This window comes from Miltoncostaea oceani, assembly GCF_018141545.1.
GTDB lineage: Bacteria > Actinomycetota > Thermoleophilia > Miltoncostaeales > Miltoncostaeaceae > Miltoncostaea > Miltoncostaea oceani.
The window spans coordinates 1,040,398-1,065,577 of record NZ_CP064356.1 but is presented as its reverse complement, the minus strand read 5'-3'; the positions used below and the strand labels follow the sequence as shown (position 1 = coordinate 1,065,577).

Sequence of the window (25,180 nt, the reverse complement as noted above, 5' to 3'; positions counted from 1 at the left end):
CGGCCCCGGTCACTCCCCCGCTTCCTCGTGGTGGCCCCCGCCGGGCACCTCGACCTCGCTCGGCTGCAGCACCGCCCGCCGCCCCTCCGCCCGGAGGGCGTCCCGCAGCGAGGTCAGCGCGTTCGGCTCGCCGTGCACCAGGCGCACCTCCGCCGCCCCCGAGGGCCGCACCCAGTCGAGCAGCTCCGTCCGGTCGGCGTGGGCGGAGAGCCCGCCGACGGTCGCCACGCGGGCACGCACCCGCACCGGATGCCCCATCACGCGGACCGTGTCGTCGCCGTCGACCAGGGCGCGCCCGAGGCCGCCCGACGGCTGGTACCCGACGATCATCACCGTCGTGCGCGGATCGCCGAGCCCGGCCCGCAGGTGGTGGAGGATCCGACCGCCCGAGAGCATCCCCGACCCCGCGATCACGATGGCGGGCGCGTCGGAGGCCGTGATCTCCTTCGACTCCTGCACCGACCGCGTGTACGTCAGGTGCTTCGGCTGGAAGGGGTCGCGGCCGGTGGAGCGCAGCAGGCGCAGCTCGGGCGACAGCTCGTCGGGGAAGTGGTCGTAGACCTCGTCCACGCGCGCGGCGAGCGGCGAGTCGACGTACACCGGCAGCGGCGCGATGTCGTGGTCCCGTTCGAGGTGCGCGATCGTGTAGAGCACCTCGTGGGTGCGCTCCAGCGCGAACGACGGCACCAGGATCTTGCCCCCGCGCTCCTGCGCGGCGCGCAGCAGCCCCGCGAGCTCCGCCACCGTCGCCTCGTACGGCCGGTGGTCGCGGTCGCCGTAGGTGCCCTCCATCAGCACGACGTCGGCCTCGGGGCACGGCGTCGGGTCGGGGAGGATCTCCTTGCGGGCGTTCCCGATGTCCCCGCTGACGACGACCCTCCGCCCCGCGGCCTCGATGAGGAAGCTCGCCGACCCCGGGATGTGACCGGCCGGCTGTGCCGTGACCCGGAGCCCCGCGACGTCCACGGGCACCCCGCACCCCATCGGCGCGAACATCCCGAGGACGCGGGCGACGTCGTCGTCGTCGAACAGCGGCGGGGGCGGCGTCCGCCCGTGGCGGCGGTCGCGTTCGGCGTCCTCGTGCTGGATCTTCGCGGCGTCGCGGAGGAGGTGCCCGCAGAGCTCGGCGGTCGCCGGCCGGGCGTGGATGCGCCCGCGGAAGCCGTTGCGCACCAGCACCGGCAGGCGGCCCGAGTGGTCGAGGTGCGCGTGCGTCAGCAGCACCGCGTCGATCGCGCCCGGGTCGAACCCGAACGGCTCCCGGTTGAGCGCGAACAGCGCGCGGGAGCCCTGGAAGGCGCCGCAGTCGACGAGCACCCGCGCGCCGGGCGCCTCCACCAGGTGGCAGGAGCCCGTCACCGTCATCGCCGCCCCGTGGGAGCGGACCTCGACGCTCACCGCCGCGGCTTCGGCAGCTCGCAGCCGCTGCGGCGCTCCGCCCCGCAGACGTCCCGGCCCGCGCCGCCGCGGGCGACGTCGCGCCCGGCGCCGCCGATGAGCCGGTCGGTGCCCTTGCCGCCGTCCAGGACGTCCGCCCCCGGCCCGCCGTCGAGCAGGTCCCGGCCGGTGCCCCCCTCCAGCCGGTCGGCGCCCGGCCCGCCGAGGACCGTGTCGGAGCCGACGCCCCCGATCCCCCGGTCGGCGCCGGCGCCGAGGCAGATCATGTCGTTGCCGCCGAGCCCGCGGACGACGTCGTCGCCGCCGAGGGCGGCGATCACGTCGCGCCGCGCGGTGCCGCGTATGACGTCGTCGCCGACGGTCCCGACGATCGTCGCGGGCACCCCGGCGCACCGCACCACGACCGCCGCGACCGGGGTGGGCGGCGCCGGAGGCGCCGGAGGGGCGGGAGGGGCGGGCGGGACCGGGGCGGCGGGGCCGAGCACGTCGCGGCGCACCACGTTCGTGACCAACGGGTCGCCCTGGGGCGCGAGGTTGTCGGCCTCGGTCGCGAACGCCACGAACGTGCCGTCGGCGTTCGGCGCCGGGTCGCGGGAGCCGCCGTCGGCCGGCGCCCCGCCCGCACCCGGCGCGCGGCTCACGAGCACCGTCGACCCGTCGGCCAGGTCGCGGAGGAAGACGTCCGTGTAGGCGTCCGCGTCGGCGTCGGACAGGTTGCCCGCCGCGGACGAGAACGCCACCCGCCGCCCGTCGGCCGAGATCGCCGCGGCCCCCGAGTTGCCGTCGCCGGGCGCCCCCGCCGGCCCGGCGGCGCGGCTGACGAGGCCCGTCGTCGCCGCGGCGAGGTCGCGCACGAACACGTCGGTGGTGTCGTCGGCGTCGTCGGGCGACAGCTCGGGCGCCGCCGACTGGAACACCACGCGGGTGCCGTCGCCGGAGATCGCGGGCGCCAGCGCCGGCTGCCCCGCCGGGGCCCCGGCCACGCCGTCGGCCCGGCTGACGAGCGTCGTCGTCCCCGCCGCGAGGTCCCGCACCAGCACGCGGCTCGCGACGGCGTCGATGTCTTCGTCGGACAGGTTCGCGGCGGCGGAGGCGAAGGCGACGCGGCGCCCGTCCCCCGAGATCGCCGGGGCCGTCGAGGGCCCCGCGCCGGGGGCGCCCGCGGCGCCGTCGGCACGGCTGACCAGGGTGGTCGTCCCGGCCACCAGGTCGCGCACGAAGACGTCGAAGCCGGCGCCGTCGGGACCGAGGTTCGTCGCGAGGGACTGGAAGGCGACGTACCGGCCGTCCGCGGAGATCGACGGCGCGAACGACGCGAGGTCGCCGCCGGCGCCCGTCGGGCCGTCGGCGCGGCTGACGAGGGTGGTCACACCGGTCTGCAGGTCGCGGACGAAGATGTCGGAGACGGGGTCGACGTCGGCGGACGAGAGGTCGGTGGACGTCGACTGGAAGGCGACGTGCAGGCCGTCGGCGGAGATCGACGGCGCGCTCGACGGCCCGTCGCCGCCCGCGCCGGTCGGCCCCGTGGCGCGGCTCACGAGGACCGTCGCGCCCGTGTCGACGTCGCGCGCGAACACGTCGGTGTCGGTGTCGTCGTCGCCGCCGTCGGCGAGCTGGGTCGCCGCCGAGGTGAACGCCACCACGCGGCCGTCGGCCGACATCGCCGGCTCGCCGGACGCCCCGTCCGCCGGGAACCCCGCCGTGGAGCGGGACACCAGCACGACGTCGTCGCGGAAGGCGGACGCCGGGACCACGAGCAGGCCGAGGGTGACGGCGGCGCAGAGCGCGACCGCGACCGGACCCCCCCTCCTGCGTTGCGGCCGCATCGGCGGCGAGCCTACGCCGGGCCCCCCGCGGCGGACAAGCCGCCCCGGGTGGGCCCGGTCGCGGCTCACCCCATCCCGACGGCCTGGGCCTGCTGCAGCTTCTTGCCCTCGGTCTTCAGCGCGGGCGCGACCATCACCTCGCACTTCTGGAAGCTCTGGATCGACTCGTACCCACAGGTCGCCAGGGCGCTCCGCAGGCCGCCGACCAGGTTCAGCGTGCCGTCGTTCTCGTGGGCGGGGCCCGTGAGGATCTCCTCGAGGGTCCCGATCGTCGAGGTCTTGACGCGGGTCCCGCGCGGCAGGCTCGGGTGGAACGTCGCCATGCCCCAGTGGTAGCCGCGGCCGGGGGCCTCGGCGGCCTTCGCGAACGGCGAGCCGATCATGCAGGCGTCGGCGCCGCAGGCGATCGCCTTCGCGAGGTCGCCGGCGTAGGCCATGCCGCCGTCGGCGATGACGTTGACGTACTGGCCGGTCTCCAGGAGGTGCTGCATGCGGGCCCCGGCGGCGTCGGCGATCGCCGTCGCCTGGGGGACGCCGACCCCGATCACCTGGCGGGTGGTGCAGGCCGCGCCCGGCCCGACGCCGACGAGCACGCCGACCGCGCCGGTGCGCATGAGGTGCAGGGCGGCGTGGTACGAGGCGCAGCCGCCGACGATCACGGGGATCGGGAGCTCGGCGATGAAGCGCTTGAGGTTCAGGGGCTCGGCGACGGACGAGACGTGCTCGGCCGACACGACGGTGCCCTGGATGACGAGGATGTCGAGCCCCGCCTCGAGGACGACGTCGATGTACTCCGTCACCCGCTGGGGCGTGAGCGAGCCCGCGGTGAGGACGCCCTGCGACTTGACCTCGCGGATGCGCTGCGCGATCAGCTCCGGCTTGATGGGCTCCTGGTAGACCTGCTGCAGGCCCCGGGTCGCCTCCGCCACCGGCATGCGGGAGATGCGCTCCAGCTCGGCGTCGGCCTCCTCGTACCGGGTCTGGATCCCCTCGAGGTTGAGGACCCCGAGCCCGCCGATCTTCCCGATGATCCCCGCGGTGCGCGTGTCGACCACCCCGTCCATCGCCGACGCGAGGATCGGCAGCTCCAGCTCGTGCCCGTCGAGCCGCCACGTGAGATCGACGTCCTCCGGATCCCGCGTGCGCCTGCTCGGCACGATCGCGATCTCATCCAGCCCGTAGGCCCTGCGGCCCTTCTTGCCACGCCCGATCTCGATCTCCACTCAGCGCCCCCCGCCACGTCCGCCCGACCGCGCCCTCAGACGACACGACCCAGGCCGGGCGATGCCGGGACCTGGGTCGGGGTGTCCGTCCTGCGTCGATCGGTGCTCTCGAGAAATGATCCACGGAGGATAGCGTCGGGCCCGGCCGCCTGTCTCCTGCCGCGCCGCGTTGCAAACGGCACGCGGGCCTAGTCCTCGGAGACGATCTCCACGCGGCGCATGAGCGACTCGACGTCGGCCGGGTCGAAGACCCCGGCCCCGAACCGCTGGGTGTTCGCGGCGCCGCACGCCACCGCCAGGGCGAGGGCGGCCTCGGGCGGCTGGTGGCTCTGCCGCGCCGACAGGTAGCCGGCGAGGAGGGCGTCGCCGGAGCCGACGGTGGAGACGACGTCCGCCCGGCGCGGCAGCCGCGCCCGGTAGGTCCGGCCCTTCCTGCCCCCGTCGGTGCGGATGCGGGCGACGCATCCGTCCTCGTGGTGGATCAGCGCCGACTCGGCGCCCATCTGGGTGAGCGTCTCGGCGGCGGCGGCCATGTCGTCCTCGTCGCCGAACTCGTGGCCGACGAGCTCCTCGGCCTCGCGCACGTTGGGGCTGACGACCCCCGGCTCCGCCTGGAGGGCCGCCCGCAGGGCGGGGCCGGAGGTGTCGACCGCGGTGATCATCTTCTCCTGGCGCAGCTCGCGGAGCAGGTACTCGTAGTAGTCGGTCGGCACGTCGCGGGGCAGCGACCCGGCGACGACGAAGATCTCCGCCCCCTTCGAGAGGTAGCGGATCTTGTCGAGCAGCACGTCGAGCTCCGCCGCCTGCACCGACGGGCCCCACTCGTTGATCTCGGTCTGCTGCCCGGTGGTGGGGTCGATGACCGCGGTGCTCGTCCGCGACTCGTCGGCGATCCGCACGAAGTCGTTGAGGATCCCCTCCTGCGTCAGCTCCTCGATGATGTAGGTCCCGACGCGGCCACCGGCGAGGCCGGTCGCGATGACCGGCTGGCCGAGGCTCTTCAGCGCGCGGGCGACGTTGACGCCCTTGCCGCCCGGCAAGCGCAGGGACGCGTCCGCGCGGTGGCGGGCGCCGAGCTGGAAGTTCGGGACGCGCACCGTCCGGTCGAGGGCCGCGTTGAGGGTGACGGTGACGATCACGGGATGAGGGCTCCGATACCCGCGCGGACGCGGTCCCAGACGCCGGGCTCGGACGCCGAGCGCATGGCGAGGAGGTCGCGGCGGCCGAGCACCCGGTCGCCCTGGCGGAGGGTGATGGTGCCGACGACCTGCCCGGCGGCGACGGGCGCCCGCAGCTCCGCGGGGGCGGTGACGACCTCGGTGACGGGGGCGCCGAGGCGGATCGCCGCGCTCAGGTCCGACGCGGCCCGGTAGGGCACGTCGGTCCCGGGGCGGTCGTCGACCGGCGCGCGCCCCACGGGGGCGTCGGCGCTGACGAGCGTCGCCCGGGCGTACTGGGAGAAGCCGTAGTCGAGGAGGCGCGCGGCGTCGAGGGCGCGCTGGTCGGGCGACGGCGAGCCGATGATCGCCGCGTAGAGCTGCACCCCGAGCGCCTTCCGCCGCGCGTGCGCCACGAGCGCGAACCCGGCGCCGTCGGTGGAGCCGGTCTTCACGCCGTCGGCCTCGGGGTCGATGTCGAGGAGCGCGTTCTCGGAGCGGTACTCGCGGACGCCGCGGCCCCCGGGGCCGGGGATGCTCGCCCGGCGCTGGGCGACGATCTCCCGGAAGACGGGGTCGCGCATCGCGACGCGCGCCAGCGTCACGAGGTCGGCGACGCTGGAGTGGTGTCCGGGGGCGTCGAGCCCGTGCGGGTTGGCGAAGCTCGTGTGCGTCAGGCCCATCTCGGCGGCGCGCTGGTTCATCAGCTCCACGAAGGCGCGTTGCGATCCGGCGACGCCGTCGGCGAGCGTGACCGCGGCGTCGTTGCCGCTCGGCACGAGGAGGGCGGTCAGGAGGTCCCGCACGCGGAGGCGCTCCCCCGCCACGAGCCCGCCGGACGACTCGCCGATGCGCGCCGCCTCGGGCGGCACCGTCATGACCTCGTCGAGGTCGGCGCTCTCCAGCACGACCAGCGCCGTCATGATCTTCGTGGTGCTCGCCATCGGCAGCTCCCGGTCGGGCGCGCGGCTCGCGAGCGTCTCCCCCGTGGCCGGGTCGACGACGACCCACGCCGCCGCCGGGATGGCCGGCGGCGTGCCGACGCCGAGGGTCGCGGGGGCCGTCGCGAGGAGGCTCACGAGGGCGGCCAGGATGGCGAGCCGGCGCGGCACGCCGACGATCCTAGCCGCTCCCGGGCGAATCGCACGACGGCGGTGATCCGCCCCGCGGGGTCGTCCGTACCACCTGGCGTCCCCCCCGCCCCGGATCCAGGAGGAGACCGCCGTGATCGCCGCCGCCCCGCTCGACCCCGAGCGCACCGCCATCCTCATGATCGCCTCCCCGGGCGCCCCCTTCCACGGCGTGCCGGACGCCCCCGCGCTCGACCGCGCCGCCGCCCTGCTCGCCCATGCGCGGGCCACCGGCGCGCACGTCGTGCACGTGCGGCACCTGCCGGGCGCCGCGCCCGGCGCGGGCGAGGCGGCGACGGCCCTGGCCGGCGAGCCCCCGGAGGTCGCGCCGACCGGGTGGGAGTCGGTCCTCGACTCGCCCCACCCCGACCCGTTCGCCGGCACGGGGCTGGCCGAGGTGCTCGGGGCCCGCGGGGTCCAGGCCGTCGTCGTCGCGGGCCCGATGAGCCTCGCCTGCTGCGACGCCGCGGCCTCGCAGTCGCTGTCGCGCCACTTCCGCACGGTCGTCGCCGACGACGCCACGGACGCCTGCGAGGAGGGCGCGGTGGAACGTGGGCGGAGGCTGGCGGCCCGCACGCGGGCAGGTGTGGAGGTACTGTCCGCGGAGGCGATCGGCACCCTCCTGGACGCCCCGGCCTCGTAGCCCGTCACCTGTTGCCATCCCGCCCGCGCGCGGGACGGAGAGCGCTCCCCGCGGGGGCCGGAGGTCCGGCCGGCGCCCGCGGGGGGCGGCTACGAGGACTCGAAGGCGCTCCACAGGGCGGTCCGCAGCTCCTCGGCGGCCCGCCGGGGGCTCTCCGCGAAGATGATCGACCGGCTCGCCGAGACGAGCGCGCCGGCGGCGCGGCCGCCGAACGCGGGGCCGAGGTCCTCGGGCCGGCCGCCCTGTGCGCCGACGCCGGGGATCAGGAGGGGCTGGTGCGGCATGAGCTCCCGCAGCGCCGCCATGCGCCCGGGGACGGTGGCGCCGACGACGGCGCCGAGGCACGACAGTCCGGAGGAGTCGACGCTCGGCGCGCCCCACCCGGCGACGAGGCGGGCGACCTCCTCGTGCCAGAGCCCGCCGGAGGCGAGGGGGAGGTCCTGCAGCTCGGCCGCCCCGGGGTTCGAGGTGCGCACGAGGGCGAACAGCCCGCGGCCGCTCGCGGCGGCGGCCTCGACGAACGGCGCGACGGCGTCGCCGCCGAGCGACGGGTTGATGGTGAGCGCGTCGATCGGCGGGCGCAGGAACGCCTCGGCGTAGGCGCGGCTCGTCACGTCGACGTCCCCGCGCTTGGCGTCGGCGATGACCAGCAGGCCGGCGTCGGCCGCCGCGGCGGCGACCCGCTCGAAGGCCTCCCACCCCGCCGTCCCGAAGCGCTCGAACGACGCGAGCTGGAGCTTCGCGGCGACGCACGCCGGGCCGGCGGCGGCGATGGCCCGGCGGCAGAACGCCCGGGCGCCCTCCGCCCCGCCCGGCACACGGCGCGGGTCGGGGTCGAGTCCCAGCACGACCTGGCTGGCCCGCTGCGCGACGGCGGCGGCGAGCCGGGCCCCGAAGCCGTCGGGCGCGACGGCCGCCGGGGTCACAGGAGCACCGCCCGCAACGCGGGCAGCGTGAGGGTCGACAGGAGGGTCGTCACGACGACCGCGCTGGCGAGGACGTCGCTGCGCAGGCCTGAGCGGGTTCCGATCACGAGCGACATCATGGCGGTCGGCATGGCCGCCATGATGACGACCGTGGCGCGGACGTCCCCCTCGAGGCGCAGGACGGCCGCCACGGCGACCCCCAGGAGGGTCGACAGGCCGAGCCGCACGACCACGGCGTAGCCCAGCTCGCGCCACAGCCGCTCGACCCCGCGGAGGTCGAGCATCAGGCCCGCGTAGATCATCGTGAGCGGCAGCGTCGCCGCCCCCAGCAGCTCGAACGGGCGCTCGACGATGGCGGGGAGCTCCTCGACGCCCGCGAGGTTGACCGCGAGGCCCGCGACGAGCGCCCACGTGGGGGGCAGCAGCAGGCTCCGTCCGAGGTCCGACAGCGACACCCGCGGGCCGCCCTGGGGCCGCCCGTAGGACGTCGCGATCGCGACGGTCGACGTCCACGTGATCACCCCGGTGCAGAGCGCGTCGTACATCACGGCGGCGGGCAGCGAGAACCCGTCCCCGGACGCCGCGATCAGGGGGAGGCCGAAGAAGCCGGTGTTGCCGACGGCGGTCGCCACGATCAACGCGCCGGCGCGGGGCCGGTCCATCCCCCACAGGCGCGTCGAGACCACCACGAAGCCCACGAGCAGGCCGTGGATCGCGAAGCCCGCGACCGGCACGAGGAGCAGTGAGCCGTGCAGGTCCGCCCGCACCAGGATCAGGAAGATCAGCGGCGGCAGCGCGAGGTGGATGACCACCTTCACGAGCACGGGACCGTCGTCGCGGCGGATGACGCCCGCCCGCCGGGCGACCGCGCCGGCGAGGATGATCAGCAGGGCCCCGATGGCGGTCTCGGTCACCCCTCCCCCACCTCACGCGCGCCGGCGCAGGTGATGGCGGCGGCGCCGGGGATCACGGCCCCGAGCGTACCAGCGCGCGGCCGTGGTCCCCGGGGGCGTGCCGCGTCAGGCGGGCGGCAGCACCTCGCGCCAGTAGAACGTCTCCCACGACCCCTCGAGGATCGGGTAGAGCGGCGGGCGCATGTACTTGAGGGTGTCGTCATACTGGTACTCGCGGGCGTCGAACATCGACGCGTAGCCACCCTCGAACGTCGTCTGCGAGCCGATGTAGAGCATCGAGTCGTGGGCGTCGCCGACGTTGGTGTTGTAGTAGGTCCGCCACTGGCCCGACTGGGCGAGCGAGGCGGCCCGCCAGGTCAGGTTGCGCGGGGTGTAGGCGGTGATGATGACCTCGCCGCCCGCGATCAGGCCGAGCACGTCGTCGCCCGGCTGTGCGTAGGTGGTGTTGCCGCCGACGTAGACGTTCGACTTGGTCGCGATGGTGACCCGGCCGTTCACGACCGACGGACGGGGGCCGGAGCCCTTCGGCGAGCAGTTGTCGGTCTTGGTGCCGCCGTCCGAGACGATCACCGGCTGCTCGAAGTAGAAGTACGCCGGCGCCTTCCCCGCGGGGAGGGTGTAGGTCACGGGACACCCGATGCCGTTGGTCGCGATCGAGGCGCCCGGGTCGGACGTGCCGGTGATGCGGAACACGCGGGCGCGGCCGTCGGCGAGGAACTGGATCATCCAGGCGCTGGCCGACGGGTCGTTGAAGGCGGTGCCCTGGGCCGCCGCGGCGTCCTTCACGTCGAGGCGCGCGCTGGTGAACTGCCCGAAGTCGATCGGCATGGGGAACTGGTCGCGGAACGACGGCACGGTGGTCGCGTTGTAGGCGCCCGCCGTGAACACCGCGGGCGGCACGGAGGCGCTCGGGCACGCGAAGTTGTTGCTCGAGCAGGTCCAGTGCGCCGCGTACGCCGGGGCCTTCGCCACGCCCTGGTGGTTGATGTCCACGGCCGAGTACAGCTTGCCGGTCGTCGTCGCCGTCGACCCGTACTTGATCGTCGCGTTCGAGATCATCTGGTAGTCGGCGATGGAGGTCGGGCGGATCTGGCTCTGGATCGTCCGCGTCACCGGCTGCGGCGACGTGCGGTCCGCCTTCGCGGTGGAGAGCACCGTGACGATGTCCGAGCCGGCGGCGGGCGGCGTGATGCGCAGCGAGTACGCGGCCTTGCCGTACCGCTCGTCCTGGAGCTCGATCCAGGTCTTCGGACCACCCGCCTGGTAGGTCCAGGAGACGCCCGCCGTCCACGGCGACCCCGGCTGCACGACGGTGCCGTTCGGCGCGACGCGCGGGTCCTCCGCGAGGTCGACGTAGTGCTCGTAGTAGCGGGGGTCCTCGACGAGCCGGGAGATGTACCGGTTCACGCCGGCGTCGGCCACCTGGATGGCGATCTCGGCGCGCCCCTGGCGGGCGGTGCTCTGGGTGCTGCTGCGCGCGAACGAGAGGCTCGCGAGCACGAGCAGGGCGAGGATGCCGGTGAGGGCGATCGTGGTGATCAGGCTCGACCCGCGCTGTCCGTCGCGGCGGCGGGTCCTAGACACGGTTCGCGTTCCGGAGGGCCACATCGGTGTTCAGCTCCAGCGTCGTGGCGGCGTTGCCGGTCCGCTGGCTGACGACCAGCCGGACCGAGACCTGCGCGATGTCCCGCATCTGCGTCGCCGCGGGCGTGGCGGGGAGGCCGACCCCCTGCCGGGTGATGGCGCGGAACGCGGGGACCGCGCCCTGCTGCAGGTCCTCGACCATGACCGTGCGCTTCGCGTACGCGCCGTACGAGAACGGCCAGGTCGTGCCGACCGGCGCCGACGACTCGCGGATCAGCTGGTCGGCGACGATCGAGTACCGCACCTTCTCGGGGCGCGGGGTGGTCGCGGTCGCGACGCGCGAGGGGTCGATGTAGAGCTCGATCACCGTCGGCGACAGCGAGATCACGGGCGCGGTGAGGCCGTCGTCGGGGCTCACCGCCTGCCGCACCTCGCGGGCGAAGCGGTCGATGGACAGGCGCGCCTCGGACTGCGCACGGGCCTGCGACTCGTGGGTGCGCGCCGAGACGACGCCCGAGAAGAAGAACCCGTACAGCGCGAGGGAGAAGATGCCGGTGAGGACGATCCCCATCAGCAGCTCCATCAGGCTGAAGCCGGACTGGGAGCGGCGGCGGGCGGCGGCCCGGCCTCCGTTGGCGGGGGCGCGCCTCACGGGACCCGGTAGTAGGAGACGGTGTTGCCCGCGGCGGAGACGAGCTTGCCGGCGCTCCACGTCGGCGTGCCGCCCGAGAAGCCGGTGGCGATGTACGCCATGTAGTTGCCGGCGGCGAGCCCGGTGAAGTCGGCGAGGCCGGCGTACGTCTGGCCGCTCACCACCACCGACTGGCTGTTGGTCGTCTGGGAGGCGTCGTAGGTCCCCGAGACGGCCTGCAGGCGGACGAGCTTGTTCGACGAGCCGGCGCTCAGGCGGATCGTGCCGGTGGTCGCCGACGGCGCGAGGTACATGGTCAGCGGCGTCGTCTGACCGACCGCGACGTTCGCGAGGATCGACCCCGCCCCGTAACCCGCCCGGGCCGCCGAGACGACGTAGCTCGCGGTGCCCGACGGCGGCAGGCAGAACCGCACCGCGCCGTTCGCGTCGGTGGAGCGGACCCGGGGGGCGATGTTCGACTGGCCGCCGGAGACCTGCACCTGGGCGCCCGCGATCGGGGCGTTGCCGTTCGCGGTCGTCCGCACCACCACGTCGAGGTAGCCGCTCGGCGTGCGGGTCATCGAGAAGTTGAACGTCTCGGTGGTGTTCGCCGGGTACCCCGTCGGGACGGGGCGCTGCTGGCTCGCGTTGACGTAGCAGTCGGCCTGCGCCACGACGGTGAAGTCGGACGCGCTCGGCTGGATCTCCTTGCCCGCGATCGTCGGGTACGTGAACTGGCCGGTGGTCCCCACCTGCGACTCGCTGAGGACGTCGGGACCGGGGGTGCTGACCTGCACCTCCGACCGCTCGGTGATGAGCTGGCCGGTCGCGGCGTCGCGCAGGTTCACGTTGATCGTGGAGCGCTTGAAGACCTTCAGCGTCGTCGTCCACGTCTGCGACGCCGTGAGGTGCTGCTTGGCGATGGAGGGGACGCTGTCGGGGTGCGTCACCCACGGGGCCGGGAGCCCGATCGTCAGCCGGTAGTTGTACTTCGGGTCGTTCAGCGGGATCGCGCTCGGCTCGAGGCCGGCGAACACGACCTTCCCGTCGGCGCCGGTCGACCGGGTCTGGGCCGGCGACGTGCTGAGGTCGGCGGTGACCGGCGCCCCCGCGACGGGTTCGTCGGTGAGCGCGTCGATGACCTTCACGATGATCGTCGACTTGCCGGCGATCGAGCCGATGGCCGGCGGCGCGACGAGGGTGGTGACCGTCGTCGGGCGGGCGCGGTTCGTCTTCGGCGTGACGGTGACCGTGACCTTCTTGTAGTTCACGTACGTCTGCGGCTGGCCGAGGGCCGGGTCGTCGACGTAGTCGACCTCGGTGTCGACGGTGTAGGTGACGCTGCCGACGACGGTGTTGGTCGTCGCCGCGATCACCCCCGGCGGGGACCCGCCGGTGATGCCGACGTCCTCGTACGGCATGCGGTGCGCCCGGTCGAGGGCGGCGGCGGCCAGCTTGTTGGCGGTCGTCTCCACCTTCGACGTCCCGAGGGCGCTGCTCGTCTGCGCCAGGCCCTGCGCGATGCCCCCCGCGACGATGGCCAGGATGACGATGCCGACCAGCACCTCGATGTACGAGAAACCGGCCTGTCGCAGTCTCTTCCGTGAGGTCACACCGCGCTCCTGATGGTCTCCGTGCACCGGCGCGTCCCGCGATCGGGCGGTCCGCCGGCGCGTTACGGGAGGGCAGGCCCCTTATCGGCCGGGAGGGCGCGCGGCTTGACGCACGCGTGCGGACCCGCCGTGGGCGGGTCCCGGATGGGGCCCGTGGCACCCGCACTAGAGTGGGTCCATGACCCGTGGATCCGCGTCCCCCGCCCACGACCACGCGCGGGTCACCGACGAGCCCGGGTGGGGCGAGCCGCACGAGCCCCGGTACCGGCCGATCGAGAGCTACGGCCTGATCGGCGACCTGCGCACCGCGGCGCTCGTCGGCCGGGACGGGGCGATCGACTGGTTCTGCCCCGGGCGGTTCGACGCCCCGAGCCTCTTCGCGGCGGTGCTCGACGCCGGCATCGGGGGGAGCTTCCGGGTGGCGCCCGTCGTGCCGTGCCCGTCGAAGCAGCTCTACCTGCCGGACACGGCGATCCTGCTGACGCGGTTCTTCACGCCGGCGGGCGTCGCCGAGGTCACCGACTTCATGCCGGTCGGCGCGGAGCCGTGCGCGCTGGTGCGGCGCGTCGACGTGGTCCGCGGGTCCGTCGACTTCCGCATGGCGTGCCGGCCCGGGTTCGACTACGCCCGCCGGTCGCACCGCGTCGCGCTCGACGACCCCCGGACGGCGCGCTTCACCGCCGACGGTGGCCGCGTCACCGAGCTCTCGTCACGCCACCCGATGGAGGTCGACGGGACCGCGGCGACCGCGCGGTTCCGCCTCGCGGCGGGTGAGAGCACGTGGTTCGTGCTGCACCCCGCGGGCGCCGCCGGCGCGTGGCGCGACGCGTCCGTCGCGGACGCGCTCGCCGCCACCCGCGACTTCTGGCGGCGGTGGCTCGCGCACTCCCACTACGACGGCCGCTGGCGCGAGATGGTCCAGCGGTCCGCGATCACCCTGAAGCTCTGCACCTACGCGCCGACGGGGGCGATGGTGGCCGCCCCCACCTGCAGCCTCCCCGAGGCGATCGGCGGCAACCGCAACTGGGACTACCGCTACGCCTGGCTCCGCGACTCCGCGTTCACGGCGTTCGCCTTCCAGCGGCTCGGGTTCGACGACGAGGCCCAGCGCTTCGCGGGGTGGCTGGAGGAGCGCTGCCGGGAGACGGATCCCGGCGACCCCCGCCTCCAGATCGTCTACGCCGTCGACGGCGGCCGCGACCTGACCGAGCGGGAGCTGCCCCACCTCGAGGGCTACCGCGGGTCGGCGCCGGTGCGGATCGGCAACGGCGCGCACGGCCAGCTCCAGCTCGACGTGTACGGCGAGCTGATGGACGCCGTCTACCTGTCGAACAAGGTCGAGCCGATCAGCTGGGACCTGTGGACCAGCCTGCGGCGCCTCCTCGACTGGCTCGCCGACAACTGGCAGCAGCCCGACGAGGGCATCTGGGAGGTCCGCGGCGGCCGGCGCCACTTCGTCTACTCGCGGCTGATGTGCTGGGTCGCGTTCGAGCGGGCGATGCGGATGCAGTCGCAGCGGGGCCTGCCGGGCGACACGGCGCGGTGGCGCTCCGTCCGCGACCGCATCTACGAGGAGATCATGGAGCGCGGCTGGAGCGAGGAGCGCCAGTCGTTCGTCCAGTACTACGACGGCACCGTCCTCGACGCCAGCAACCTGCTGATGCCGCTCGTGAAGTTCATCGGCCCCCGCGACCCCCGCATGCTCGCGACGCTCGACGCGACCCAGCGCGACCTCGTGTCCGACAGCCTCGTCTACCGGTACGACCCGCAGACGGCGTCCGACGACGGCCTGGGGCGCACCGCCGAGGGGTCGTTCTCGCTCTGCTCGTTCTGGCTCGTCGAGTGCCTGACGCGGGCGGGGCGCCTCGAGGAGGCGCGCCTCGTCTTCGAGAAGATGCTGACGTACGCGAACGGGATCGGCCTGTTCGCCGAGCAGGTCGGCGACAGCGGCGAGTCGCTCGGGAACTTCCCCCAGGCGTTCACCCACCTCGGGCTGATCTCGGCCGCGTGGGACCTGGACCGGGCGCTCGGAGGGGAGGGCTGACCTCCGGACCGGCGGTCCTGACACGCCGCGAGCGGCGTCTGCGCCGCGCCCTGATCGCGGTGTCGATGCTGGCCGCGCTGGCGCTGCTCGTCGTCGCGGCGGTCGTCGTCTACTGGCGCATCTACCTGCTGGGGCCCTCGGGCGACCCCTTCTCGCGCGGGCCGTACGTCGTCCGCGTCGACGGGGACCGCGCCGAGATGCGCTGGCGCGCCGGCGGCGACCCCGACGTGACGATCGTGGCGGTCGACCCCGCCGGGCGGCAGGTGACGGCCCGCGACGGCGTGCTCGAGGGCCTCGCCCCCGGGGTGCGGCACGTGTGGACCGCGTCGATCGACGGCGTCGGGCGGGCGTCGGGGTCGTTCGCGACGGCGCCGCGCGACCCGGACGCGCCGGTCCGCATCGCGGCGCTCGCCGACTACGGCCAGGGTGGCGACGAGCAGTGGGCCGTCGCCCGGACCATCGCGGCGGGGCAGCCCGACCTGGTGCTCACCGCGGGCGACAACAGCTACCTGACGGCGGCGGAGGTGCTGCTCGACCGCAACGTCTTCCGGCCCATGCGCGACGTCATGCGGGTCGCGCCCGTCTACGTGGGCCTCGGCGACCACGAGGCCGCGCCGCCGGGCGACGGCGCGATCCGCGACGTCTTCGACCTGCCGCCCGGCGGCCGGTACGTGGTCGCGCACGGCCCGGTGCAGGCGGTGGTGCTGGGCGACACCGTCGGCGCGGAGGGCCTCGCCTTCGCGCGGGAGGCGCTCGCGCGCCCCGGGTTCCGCCACCGGTTCGTGGTCGTCCACCGGCCGCCCCAGCCGGGTGACCCGCTGCTGCCCGTCGCGCGGGCGGCGGGCGTCGACGCCGTCATCTCCGGCCACCTGCACCGGTACGAGCGGCGGGTCGTGGACGGCGTGCGGGCGTTCACGGTCGGCACCGGCGGGGGCCCGATCGGGGCGGACGAGTTCACGCGCCCGACCCGTGGCGCGCAGCTCTCCCTCACCGACTTCGGCCACCTGCGCATCGACGTCGCGGGCGACCGCGTGGCGTACCGGTTCGTGGACCTGACGGGGCGCGTGCTGGACCGCGCCGGCGGATGACCCTGCGGGCGCTGCTCCTGCTGCTCGGCGGCGCCGCGCTGACGGCGGCCGTCGCGATGGAGCGGCCCGACAACCTCGCGGTGACGGTGTCGTGCGCGCTGCTGTCGCTGGTGGTGGCGGCGGGGGCGATCGCGGCGGACGCCGTGCCGCTGCGACGGCTGCCGCTGGCCTGCTCGGTGCTCACGGTGCCGTGCGCGGTGCTGCTCCTCGCGCGGACGCCGTGGCAGGCGGTGCCGGCGGCGGGGATCGTGGTGCTGCAGGTCGTCGCGGTGGCAGGCGCCGTCGCGGCCCGGCGGGCCGGTGGGGCGGGACCCGCCCCCGCGCCGGGGGACTAGGCTGCCCCCGTGATCTCGCGGATGATCGTGCTCGGTGCCGGCGGCGACCTGGCGGCCCGCCTGCTGCTGCCGGCCCTCGCGGGCCTGCGGGCCCACGGGCGCCTGCCGGACGACCTCGCGATCGTGGGGGTGGACCGGGCCGCGATGGACGACGCGACGTTCCGCGCCCACGTGCGCACCGCGGTCGGCGTGCACGGCGACGCGGCGGCGCGGTCGGCGGCGGAGGCGCTCGCCGGGTCCTGCACGTACCGGCGCGGCGACGCGACCGACCCCGACGCCCTGCGTGCGGCGCTCGCCGACGGGGAGGGGCCCGCGGTGGTCTACCTGGCGCTGCCGCCACCGGTCTTCGCGCCCGCCATCCGCGCCGCCGCCGAGGCGGGCCTGCCGGAGGGCAGCCGCATGGTGGTCGAGAAGCCGTTCGGGGAGGACCTCGCGTCCGCGCAGGCGCTGAACGCGTTGCTGCGGGACGTCCTGCCGGAGGACGCGATCCACCGCGTCGACCACTTCCTCGGCAAGCAGACGGTGCAGAACCTGCTGGGCCTGCGGTTCGCGAACCGCCTGTTCGAGCCGATCTGGAACCGCGAGCACATCGAGCGCGTCGACGTGGTGTGGGACGAGACCCTCGCCCTGGAGGGGCGCGCCGGGTACTACGACCGCGCGGGCGCGCTGCGGGACATGATCCAGAACCACCTGCTGCAGGTGCTGACGCTGGTGGCGATGGAGCCGCCGCCGACCCTCCACGAACGGGACCTGCGGGACCGCAAGGTCGACCTGCTGCGGTCGATCCGGACACCCGACGACGTCGCCGCCCAGACGGTGCGGGCCCGGTACACGGCGGGTGACGCCGTCGGCGGCCCGGTCCCCGACTACGCGTCGGAGGAGGGCGTCGACCCGGCGCGGGGCACGGAGACGTTCGCCGCCGTCACCCTCTGGGTGGACACGTGGCGCTGGTCGGGCGTGCCGTTCACGTTGCGCAGCGGGAAGGCCTTGGGGGCGTTGCGGCAGGAGGTCGCCATCCGGTTCCGGCCCGTCCCCCACCTCGCCTTCGGGCAGGGCCAGCACCCCGAGCCGAACGTGCTGCTCCTCGGGCTCGCCCCGGACCGCCTGGAGCTGTCGGTGACGGTCAACGGCCCCGGGGAGCCGTTCACGGTGGAGGAGGTCACGCTCGCCGCCCACCTCGCCCCGCAGGACGTGTCCGCCTACGGCCGGGTGATCCTCGACGTGCTCGCGGGCGACCCCACCCTCTCCATCCGCGGCGACGAGGCGGAGGAGTGCTGGCGCATCGTCGGCCCGATCCTCGACGCGTGGCGCACCGGCGTCCCCGGGCTCCGGGACTACACCGCCGGCTCCGACGGGCCCGTCAGCCCGGGGTGGCCGCCGCCAGCGCGATGAGCCGCCCCATGGAGCGGCCGACCTCGTCGCGCTGGGCCTCGAGCTTCCCGGCCTCGGCCTCCGGCAGCTCCACCCGCGCCCGGATCTCGCACCCGTCGGGGTGCGGCGCGAGGCGCCACTCGTAGACGATGTCCGACATCAGGCACGAGATGGTCACGGCCCCCTCCCCCCGGGCGACGCCGAGCGGGTAGGGGAAGTCGGGCCACGCGCTCGCGTAGCGGGTGACGACGCCGTCGTCGCCCGCCTCGACGCGGTCGGTGTCGGCCCACCACTCGGCGATGCGCGCCGGGTCGTGGAGCAGGGCGAAGACGTCGAGCGCCGGCGCGGGGCACACGCTGGTGACGGTGAAGCCGGGCATCAGACGGATCCTGCCACGGGGGTGGGCGCGCGGTCGGCCGCGACGCGCGCCAACTCGTGGACCGGGTCGACGAGCCCCGCGACGGGCGGGCGGCCGAGGTCGACCAGCACCGCGGCGACCGCCTCACCGGCCCGCGGCGACGCCGCGAGGCGCCGCCAGCCCGCCTCCGCCTCGTCGAGGCGGCGCGCCGCCTCGGTCGCGTCGCCGCCGCCCGCCGCCAGCAGCGCCCGGACGTGGGCGATGCGCGGCACGAGCGACTCGACCATGTCGGCGGCGCGGGCCGGCTCGAAGGGCACCTCGTCGAGCGCCGTCCGCGCGGCCGCCGGGTCTCCGGCGCGCACGAGCGCCTCGGCGAGCCGCAGGCGGGCGAGGGCGCGGGGCACGGGCGCCGCGGGGGCGTCGAGCGCCTCGCGCAGGGACGCGGCCGCCGCGTCGGGATCCCCGGACTCGAGCAGCACCAGGCCGAGGTCGAGCGCCGCGAGGGGACGGTTGATCGCGTCCCCCGCCCGGTCGGCCGCCGCGACGGCCTCGCGCGCGGCGGCGACGGCCTCCCCGTGGCGGCCGAGGCGGGCGAGGGCGTGCGCGCGGGCCGCCGCCATCTGGGCCTGCAGCCCGACGCCCGGCCACGCCCAGCCGTCGAGGCGGTCGGCGAGCGCCAGGACCCGCTCCACCTGCCCGGCGCAGGCCGCGGCCGTCGAGGCGGTCAGCAGGCAGAGCGCGGCCATGTCGGCGCGCCCGGCGGCGTGGGCGAGCGACGCGGCCCGTTCGCACACCTCCCCCGCGGCGACGGCGTCGCCGGCGCGCAGGAGCGCCGTCCCGCGTGCGTGCTCCAGCTCGGCCTCCAGCGCGACGTCGCCGTCGGCCTCGGGCATCGCGCGGGCGGCGTCGGCGAGCCGGGCCGCCTCGGCGGGGTCGCCGGCGACGGCCTCCGCCCAGGCCGCGCCGGTGAGGGCCAGCAGCCGCACCTCCGGCACCGGGAGGCGGCCGCCGTCGATGACGGCGAGCGCCCGGCGGCTCGCGGCGAGGGCCTCCGCGGGGTGGCAGAGGGTGGTGTGCAGCCAGCGTCCACGCGAGGCGTGGGCGTACGCGAGGCCGCGGGCGTCGCCGGCCTCCGACAGCCGCGCCTCGGCGCGTGCGAACGCCGCGTCCATCGCCGGGCGGTCGGCCCGCCACGCGTGGACCTCGGCGAGCGCGAGCCACAGCTCGGCGCGGCCGACGGCGTCGCCGCCCGCCATGGCGGCCGCCTCGGTGAGGTACGCGGCGGCCTCGTCCAGGGCGCCGAGCGCCCGGGCGTCGCGCGCGGCCTCGGCGAGGTACCGCCGCGCCGTCTCGGGGTCGCCGCCCCGCAGGTGGTGGCGGGCGACCTCGCCCGCCCGGCGGCCGCTGTGCGCGCCGAGGGCCGCCGCGAGCCGCCGGTGCGCGGCGGCGCGGCGGGCGTCGCCGATCTCGGCGTAGCAGGCGTCGCGGAGCAGGTCGTGGGCGAACCGGACGCGCCCGTCGTCGTCGCGGACGAGCAGGCCCTGCGCCTGCGCGTCGGCGAGGGCCTCCCCGAGCCCACCGGGCGCGACCCGCCCGGCCTCCTCGGCGGGGAGGGCCCGGCCCGCGGCGGCGACGGCATCGACGAGCGGGCGCGACGACGGGGCGAGGCGGGCGAGGGGCCGGCGGACGGCGGCGCGCAGGCCCTCGGCGGGGTCGCGGCCCGCGGCGGCGGCCCGTGCCGCCTCCCGCGCGAGCAGCGGGTTGCCTCCCGCCGCCCGGGCGACCCGGTCGACGGCGTCCGCGGCGAGCCCCGGGGCGTGCCCGGCGACGACGGCGGCGGTGGCCTCCGGGTCGAGCGGGCCGAGCGCGACGTCATCGACGCGCAGCCGGGGGCGGACCGCGTCGACCGCCGCGTCGAGGCCGCCGGCGTCCGGCGCGGGGCGCCGCGTGGCGACGATGAGGGCGGGGACGCCCGCGAGCCGGCGGGCGACGTGGGCGAGCAGCGCGCACGTGGCCGGGTCGGCGGTGTGGAGGTCCTCCAGCACCAGGAGCACCGGCGCCCGGCGCGCGGCCCACGCGACGAGCTCGGCGACCGCCTCGAACACCAGGATCCGCTCGAGCCCGGGGGCGGGCGCCGCGTCACCGGGCGGCCGGCCCCACGCGGTCGCGACGGCGGGGCTGAGCCGCGCGAGGTCACCCGGCCACGCCGCGCCGTCCGGGGCGGGCACCGCCTCGACGAGGGTGCGGACGGCCTCCGACCAGGGCGCGAGCGGCGGGGCGCCCTCGATGTCGAGCGCGTCGCCGCGGGCGACGAGCGCACCCTCCGCCCGGGCCGCGGCGGCGAGGTCGTCGACGAGGCACGACTTGCCGATGCCGCCGTGGCCCGCCACCACCGCGAGGCCGCCGGCGCCGGACGCCGCGGCCTCCCACGCCCCGCGCAGGACCGCCCGCTCGTGCCGGCGGCCGACGGGCGCCGACCGCGGCGGCGGCGGCCGCCGCGACGCCGGTGCGGGGGCCGGCGCGGCCGGTGCGGGGGGCCCGTCGCCGCGGAGTGCGCGGGCGAGCTCCCGGGTGGCGGGCGACGGGACGATGCCGAGGTCGGAGGCGAGCAGCCGCCGGAGGCGGTCGTACCCGTCGAGGGCCTGCGCCCGCTCCCCGCACGCGTCGAGGAGTCGCATGAGGTCGCGGTGCGCCCCCTCGTCGAAGCGCTCCTCGGCGACGACGGCGCGTGTCCAGCGGACCGCGGCGGGCAGGTCGCCCGCGTCCTCGGCGAGGCGGGCGAGGCGGCGCAGGACGTCGACGAGCGCGGCCCGGTGGGCGTCCTGGGCGTCGAGCACCCATTCGTCGGCGAGGTCGGCGAGCAGGGGCCCCGCGGCGAGGGCGACGGCCTCCTCCAGCGCCGCCGGGTCGTCACGGCGGGCGGCGAGGTCGGCGAAGCGCTCGGTGTCGACGTCGCGGGGCAGGTCACCGGCGATGCCGACGTGGGCGCGGCCGGCGTCGAGGTAGGCGGAGCCGCCGACGGCGTCGAGGGCCTCCCGCACCGTCCAGAGGGCGCTGCGCAGCGACGCGCGGGCGCTGGTGTCGAGGACGTCCGGCCAGAACCGCCCGGCGAGGCGCGCCCGCGGCTGAGGCGTCGGGTCGAGGAGGAGCTGGGCGAGCAGCGCGCGCGGTCGGAGGCCCGGAAGCGGCGGCAGCGGCCGTTCGTCGATCCAGACGCGCAGTCCCCCGAAGAGCCGGGCGGTGAGCATGGGCCCATCAGACACCCCCGGCGCCCGCCGATCAACGCGCCCGCCGCTCCGTGACGGCCGGGGGACGCGGCGTTGACGGAGCGTTGACGGGGGCGGGGCAGGCTCGGTCACGTCACGCAGCCCGCGAGTGAGGAGCTCACCATGACCGACCCCGTCTCACGCCTCGTCGAGGCGATCGACATGAAGGACGCCGCCGGGATCCGCGCCGTCTACGCGCCGGAGGCGCGGTTCGTGGGGATGACGCCGAACACGTTCCAGCGTGCCGACGGCGCGGAGGCGGTCGCGGCGAAGGTGGCGGAGTGGTTCACGACGTGGGAGGAGGACCCGTCGTTCGCGTTCCTCGGCACCGTCCGCGACGGCGAGCGCGCCGTGGTGGAGTTCGAGCGCACCAGCACCTACGAGGGGAACCCGTGGGTGTCGCGCCAGGCGCACGTGATGCGCGTCGGGCCGGCCGGCATCACGGACCACCGGGTGTACTGCTGCGGCCCGCGGGAGGGGACGGCCGAGCTGGCCGCCGTGTACGCGGGGTCGGCGTCGTGAGCGCGCCGCTGGAGGGGGTCCGGGTGATCGACCTGACCCACCACCTCGGCGGGCCGCTCGCGACGATGGCGTTGGCGCAGCTGGGGGCGGACGTGGTGAAGGTCGAGCCGCCCGAGGGGGACCAGTGGCGCGCCGTCGACGACGTGCGCGGCGAGAGCCGGGTCTTCCACGCCGTGAACCGGGGCAAGCGCGGCGTCGTCCTCGACCTGGGGACGGAGGAGGGGCGCGCGGCGCTCCACCGCCTCGTCGACGGCGCCGACGTCCTCGTCCACTCCTTCGCCCCCGGCGTCGCGGAGCGCCTGGGCGCGGGCGCGGCGGAGCTGACGGGGCGGAACCCGCGGCTCGTGCACTGCAGCCTGTCGGCGTTCGGGCCGGGCGGGCGGCGGGGGACGGACGTCGCCCTCCAGTCGGAGAGCGGCCTCGTCGCGGCGAACGGCGGCCGGGTGATGCCGGTCCCCGCCCACGACACCGTCGCCCCGTGGATCATGGTGTCCGGGATCCTCGCCGCCCTCCTCGAACGCGAGCGGAGCGGCCGCGGCCAGGTGGTGGAGACGTCCCTCCTCGAGGCCTCCGCCGCCCTCGCCGCGCACCGCCTCATCGAGGAGGACTCCGGCGAGCCGCTCTTCAACCGCTTCGTCGGGGCGCTGTACCGGACGTACCGCACCGCCGACGGGGCGGTCGCCCTCGCCTGCTACGCCCCCCGCCTCCACGCCCGCGCGCTCACCGCCCTCGGCCTCGGCCACCTCCTCGACGACCCCCGCTTCGCCGACCTCCCCTCCCGGGCGCGGCACTCGGACGAGCTCGCCGTGCTGATCGGGGAGCGATTGGCCGCGGAGCCGTCGGCCAATTGGCTGACCGCCCTCGACGCCGCCGGCCTCCCCCACGGCGAGGTGGCGGACCGCCCGTTCTCCCTGCTCGACCACCCCGATGCGGCGGCGATCGGCCTCGTGGTGGAGGTCGATGACCCGACGTTGGGGAGGGAGCGGGCGACGGGACCGCCGCTGAGGTTCTCCCGGACGCCCCCGCGGCCGGGTGGTCCGGCGCCCCGCCTCGGCGAGCACACCGCCGAGGTCGTCGGCGTCTCCGTCGGCGCGGGGGGCGGGCGATGACGGGGCCCGGCGTGGTCCGGGTCGCGTTGGTGCAGGCGACGCCGGTGGTGCTGGACGCCGACGCGACGGTCGCGAAGGCGTGCCGCCTGATCGAGGAGGCGGGGGACGGCGGCGCCCGCCTGGTGGCGTTGCCGGAGGCGTTCGTGTCGCTGTACCCGAGTTCCCGCTGGGCGTACGCGTCGGCGCGCTGGTCGGCGGCGGCGACGGAGCTGCACCGGCGGATGTGGGAGGGGGCGGTGGACGTCCCCGGTCCCCTCACCGCCCGGCTCGGTGCGGCCGCCCGGCGGGCGGGCGCGTGGGTGGCGGTGGGCGTGAACGAACGCGACCCCGCCCGCCCCGGGACGTTGTGGAACTCGCTCCTGTGGTTCGGCCCGGACGGGCGGCTGGCGCACCGGCACCGCAAGCTGATCCCGACGCTGCACGAGCGGGTGTTCTGGGGGCAGGGCGCCGGCGACGACCTCGACCCGATCGCGACGGAGATCGGGCGCCTCGGCGGCCTGATCTGCTGGGAGAACTTCATGCCCGCCGCCCGCGCCCGGCTCCACCGCGGCGGCTGCGACTTCCACCTCGCCCCGACGGCGGACGACCGGGACATCTGGGTGGCGGCGATGCGCACCTTCGCCTTCGAGGCCGGCGCGTACGTGCTGTCCCCCGTCCAGTACCTCCGCCGCGACGCCTTCCCCGACGACTTCCCGTTCCCCGACGAGCTCGCCGCCTGCCCCGACGAGCTCCTGGTGGGCAACAGTGTCATCGTCGACCCGGGCGGGACGATCGTCGCGGGCCCCGTCGCCGGGCGGGAGGAGATCCTCTACGCCGACTGCGACCACGCCGCGATCCTCGCCGCCCGCCGCGTCTTCGACGTCGCCGGCCATTACTCCCGCCCCGACCTCGAGCCCGTCTGAGGAGCCCTGCGCGGCGGCGGGGGCCGGGGTGGTCGTGGTCGGTCCGGGTCCCCTCCCCCGGGTGCGTCGGTGGTCGGTCGATTGACCGGGCGGTGTCCGGCCGATCGACCCCGGGTCCCCGGTCACTTGGCCGACGGACGGGCGGTCGATCGCGACGGAAACGGACACGGGGGCGTCGCCGTTCCGGCACAGCCGGGGGGCTCCGGGTCGGGATCGGTTCGCCAACATCCCCCCCATGGCGCGGAGCTTCTACAAGGGGGAACGACTCGGGAGCACCCCGGCGTGCGCGATCTGCGTCGGTGCGGGTGAGGGCCCGCGGGCGGAGCTGCACCTGCCGTGCGGCGTGCGGGTGTGGCTGTGCGCGGCGCACCGGTCCCCCGGCTTCCTCACCCGCCGCGCCGGACGGGACCTCGTCGCGAGCCTCCTCCACGTGTGGCGGGCCGCGGGATGCCTCACGTCCACCCGGTCCCGCGCCCTGTCGCTCCACCAGGCGCGGCTCGCCGGGTCGCGGCGGTCACCCCGCGACCTCCCCGGCTCCTACGCCTGGCCGACCCTCCGCGCCGAGGCGGAACGCGCCTTCGCCGCCGGCGAGCCACCCCACGAGGTCATCGCGCGCCTCCGGGAACGGGAATCCCGCGGGACCGCACGCCCCCCGAGCGACCGGACCATGCGCCGCTGGTTCGGCGACGGACGCTGGATGGACGAGCCACCCCCGCCACGGGGACCGCGCGCCCCCGGGCCACCGCCGCAGCCCGCGGGCCCCGCGGACCCCGTCATTGAACGGGGCCCCGCCGGACGAACCCCCTCCGGGAACCCACGCGGCGCCTCCGGCTCCCTTGTCCCCGGAGGTGTTCGTCCATCGAGAAACCCTTCCAGGGAACGACGCAGCGCCCCCGGCTCCCTTGTCCCCCAGACCGGTTCATCCGCACGAACCCCATCCGGGGAACCACGCGGCGCCCCCGGCTCCCTTGTTCCCCGGAGGTGTTCGTCCATCGAGAAACCCTTCCGGGGAACGACGCCGCGCCCCCGGCTCCCTTGTCCCCCCGACGGGTTCATCCGGTCGAACCCATCCCGGAGAACCACGCAGCGCCCCCGGCTCCCATGTCCCCGGAGGTGTTCGTCCATCGGGAACCCTCTCCG

20 protein-coding genes are annotated in these 25,180 nt (G+C 76.1%); 8 read left to right on the top strand and 12 right to left on the bottom strand.

Annotated elements, in window-relative coordinates:
• Window positions 1–9: 9 nt before the first annotated feature.
• From IU369_RS05375 to IU369_RS05355, 5 genes are all read right to left on the bottom strand, one after another.
• A complete protein-coding gene (locus IU369_RS05375; protein ID WP_217923547.1) occupies window positions 10–1,398 on the bottom strand; it encodes an MBL fold metallo-hydrolase in 1,389 nt (462 codons plus the stop codon).
• Window positions 1,395–3,224 (bottom strand): hypothetical protein, encoded by a 1,830-nt coding sequence (locus tag IU369_RS05370; RefSeq protein ID WP_217923546.1) that lies wholly within the window; start codon window positions 3,222–3,224, stop codon window positions 1,395–1,397. The genes IU369_RS05375 and IU369_RS05370 overlap by 4 nt, the downstream gene beginning before the upstream one ends.
• A gap of 65 nt (window positions 3,225–3,289) precedes the next feature.
• The gene (locus IU369_RS05365; RefSeq protein WP_217923545.1) at window positions 3,290–4,447 is read right to left on the bottom strand and encodes a GuaB3 family IMP dehydrogenase-related protein; all 1,158 of its coding nucleotides are present in this window, start codon (window positions 4,445–4,447) and stop codon (window positions 3,290–3,292) included.
• 188 nt (window positions 4,448–4,635) lie between these two features.
• Window positions 4,636–5,586, bottom strand: coding sequence for a 1-phosphofructokinase family hexose kinase (locus tag IU369_RS05360; protein ID WP_217923544.1), 951 nt, complete (start codon window positions 5,584–5,586; stop codon window positions 4,636–4,638).
• A complete protein-coding gene (locus IU369_RS05355) occupies window positions 5,583–6,716 on the bottom strand; it encodes a D-alanyl-D-alanine carboxypeptidase family protein (RefSeq protein WP_217923543.1) in 1,134 nt (377 codons plus the stop codon). Before IU369_RS05355 ends, IU369_RS05360 begins: the two co-directional genes overlap by 4 nt.
• A gap of 112 nt (window positions 6,717–6,828) precedes the next feature.
• Between IU369_RS05355 and IU369_RS05350 the strand changes: the two genes are divergently transcribed.
• Window positions 6,829–7,377, top strand: coding sequence for an isochorismatase family protein (locus tag IU369_RS05350; RefSeq protein ID WP_217923542.1), 549 nt, complete (start codon window positions 6,829–6,831; stop codon window positions 7,375–7,377).
• An 89-nt stretch (window positions 7,378–7,466) separates the two neighbouring features.
• On the opposite strand, the gene pyrF is transcribed toward IU369_RS05350, so the two are convergent.
• From pyrF to IU369_RS05325, 5 genes are all read right to left on the bottom strand, one after another.
• Window positions 7,467–8,303: an orotidine-5'-phosphate decarboxylase gene (gene pyrF, locus IU369_RS05345; protein WP_217923541.1), complete on the bottom strand. Its 837-nt coding sequence runs from the start codon at window positions 8,301–8,303 to the stop codon at window positions 7,467–7,469.
• Entirely contained in the window at window positions 8,300–9,217 is a 918-nt protein-coding gene (locus IU369_RS05340; RefSeq protein WP_217923540.1) for an AEC family transporter, read from the bottom strand. Before IU369_RS05340 ends, pyrF begins: the two co-directional genes overlap by 4 nt.
• A gap of 105 nt (window positions 9,218–9,322) precedes the next feature.
• On the bottom strand, window positions 9,323–10,801 hold the full coding sequence (locus IU369_RS05335; protein WP_217923539.1) for a hypothetical protein: 1,479 nt from the start codon (window positions 10,799–10,801) through the stop codon (window positions 9,323–9,325).
• Entirely contained in the window at window positions 10,794–11,453 is a 660-nt protein-coding gene (locus IU369_RS05330) for a PilW family protein (protein WP_217923538.1), read from the bottom strand. Before IU369_RS05330 ends, IU369_RS05335 begins: the two co-directional genes overlap by 8 nt.
• Window positions 11,450–13,045, bottom strand: coding sequence for a prepilin-type N-terminal cleavage/methylation domain-containing protein (locus tag IU369_RS05325; RefSeq protein ID WP_217923537.1), 1,596 nt, complete (start codon window positions 13,043–13,045; stop codon window positions 11,450–11,452). Before IU369_RS05325 ends, IU369_RS05330 begins: the two co-directional genes overlap by 4 nt.
• A gap of 178 nt (window positions 13,046–13,223) precedes the next feature.
• On the opposite strand from IU369_RS05325, the gene IU369_RS05320 reads away from it, so the two are divergent.
• From IU369_RS05320 to IU369_RS05305, 4 genes are read left to right on the top strand one after another with little or no spacing between them, the layout of a single operon-like run.
• Entirely contained in the window at window positions 13,224–15,089 is a 1,866-nt protein-coding gene (locus tag IU369_RS05320; RefSeq protein ID WP_217923536.1) for a glycoside hydrolase family 15 protein, read from the top strand.
• Window positions 15,053–16,177, top strand: coding sequence for a metallophosphoesterase (locus IU369_RS05315; RefSeq protein WP_217923535.1), 1,125 nt, complete (start codon window positions 15,053–15,055; stop codon window positions 16,175–16,177). The genes IU369_RS05320 and IU369_RS05315 overlap by 37 nt, the downstream gene beginning before the upstream one ends.
• Window positions 16,174–16,512, top strand: coding sequence for a hypothetical protein (locus IU369_RS05310; RefSeq protein ID WP_217923534.1), 339 nt, complete (start codon window positions 16,174–16,176; stop codon window positions 16,510–16,512). The genes IU369_RS05315 and IU369_RS05310 overlap by 4 nt, the downstream gene beginning before the upstream one ends.
• A gap of 9 nt (window positions 16,513–16,521) precedes the next feature.
• Window positions 16,522–17,904 carry a glucose-6-phosphate dehydrogenase gene (locus IU369_RS05305; protein ID WP_217923533.1) on the top strand — a complete coding sequence of 461 codons (1,383 nt, stop codon included), beginning with the start codon at window positions 16,522–16,524 and terminating at the stop codon, window positions 17,902–17,904.
• Here the strand turns inward: IU369_RS05305 and IU369_RS05300 are convergent.
• Together IU369_RS05300 and IU369_RS05295 are read right to left on the bottom strand one after the other, a co-directional pair.
• On the bottom strand, window positions 17,873–18,262 hold the full coding sequence (locus IU369_RS05300; protein ID WP_217923532.1) for a hypothetical protein: 390 nt from the start codon (window positions 18,260–18,262) through the stop codon (window positions 17,873–17,875). The genes IU369_RS05305 and IU369_RS05300 overlap by 32 nt on opposite strands.
• Window positions 18,262–21,489, bottom strand: a complete 3,228-nt coding sequence (locus IU369_RS05295; RefSeq protein ID WP_217923531.1) for an ATP-binding protein — start codon at window positions 21,487–21,489, stop codon at window positions 18,262–18,264. The genes IU369_RS05300 and IU369_RS05295 overlap by 1 nt, the downstream gene beginning before the upstream one ends.
• Before the next feature lie 141 nt (window positions 21,490–21,630).
• Between IU369_RS05295 and IU369_RS05290 the strand changes: the two genes are divergently transcribed.
• The 3 genes from IU369_RS05290 to IU369_RS05280 are packed head-to-tail and all read left to right on the top strand — an operon-like array spanning window position 21,631 to window position 24,040.
• On the top strand, window positions 21,631–22,029 hold the full coding sequence (locus IU369_RS05290) for a nuclear transport factor 2 family protein (protein ID WP_217923530.1): 399 nt from the start codon (window positions 21,631–21,633) through the stop codon (window positions 22,027–22,029).
• Window positions 22,026–23,138 carry a CaiB/BaiF CoA transferase family protein gene (locus tag IU369_RS05285; protein WP_217923529.1) on the top strand — a complete coding sequence of 371 codons (1,113 nt, stop codon included), beginning with the start codon at window positions 22,026–22,028 and terminating at the stop codon, window positions 23,136–23,138. The genes IU369_RS05290 and IU369_RS05285 overlap by 4 nt, the downstream gene beginning before the upstream one ends.
• On the top strand, window positions 23,135–24,040 hold the full coding sequence (locus IU369_RS05280; RefSeq protein WP_217923528.1) for a carbon-nitrogen hydrolase family protein: 906 nt from the start codon (window positions 23,135–23,137) through the stop codon (window positions 24,038–24,040). Before IU369_RS05285 ends, IU369_RS05280 begins: the two co-directional genes overlap by 4 nt.
• Window positions 24,041–25,180: the final 1,140 nt, after the last annotated feature.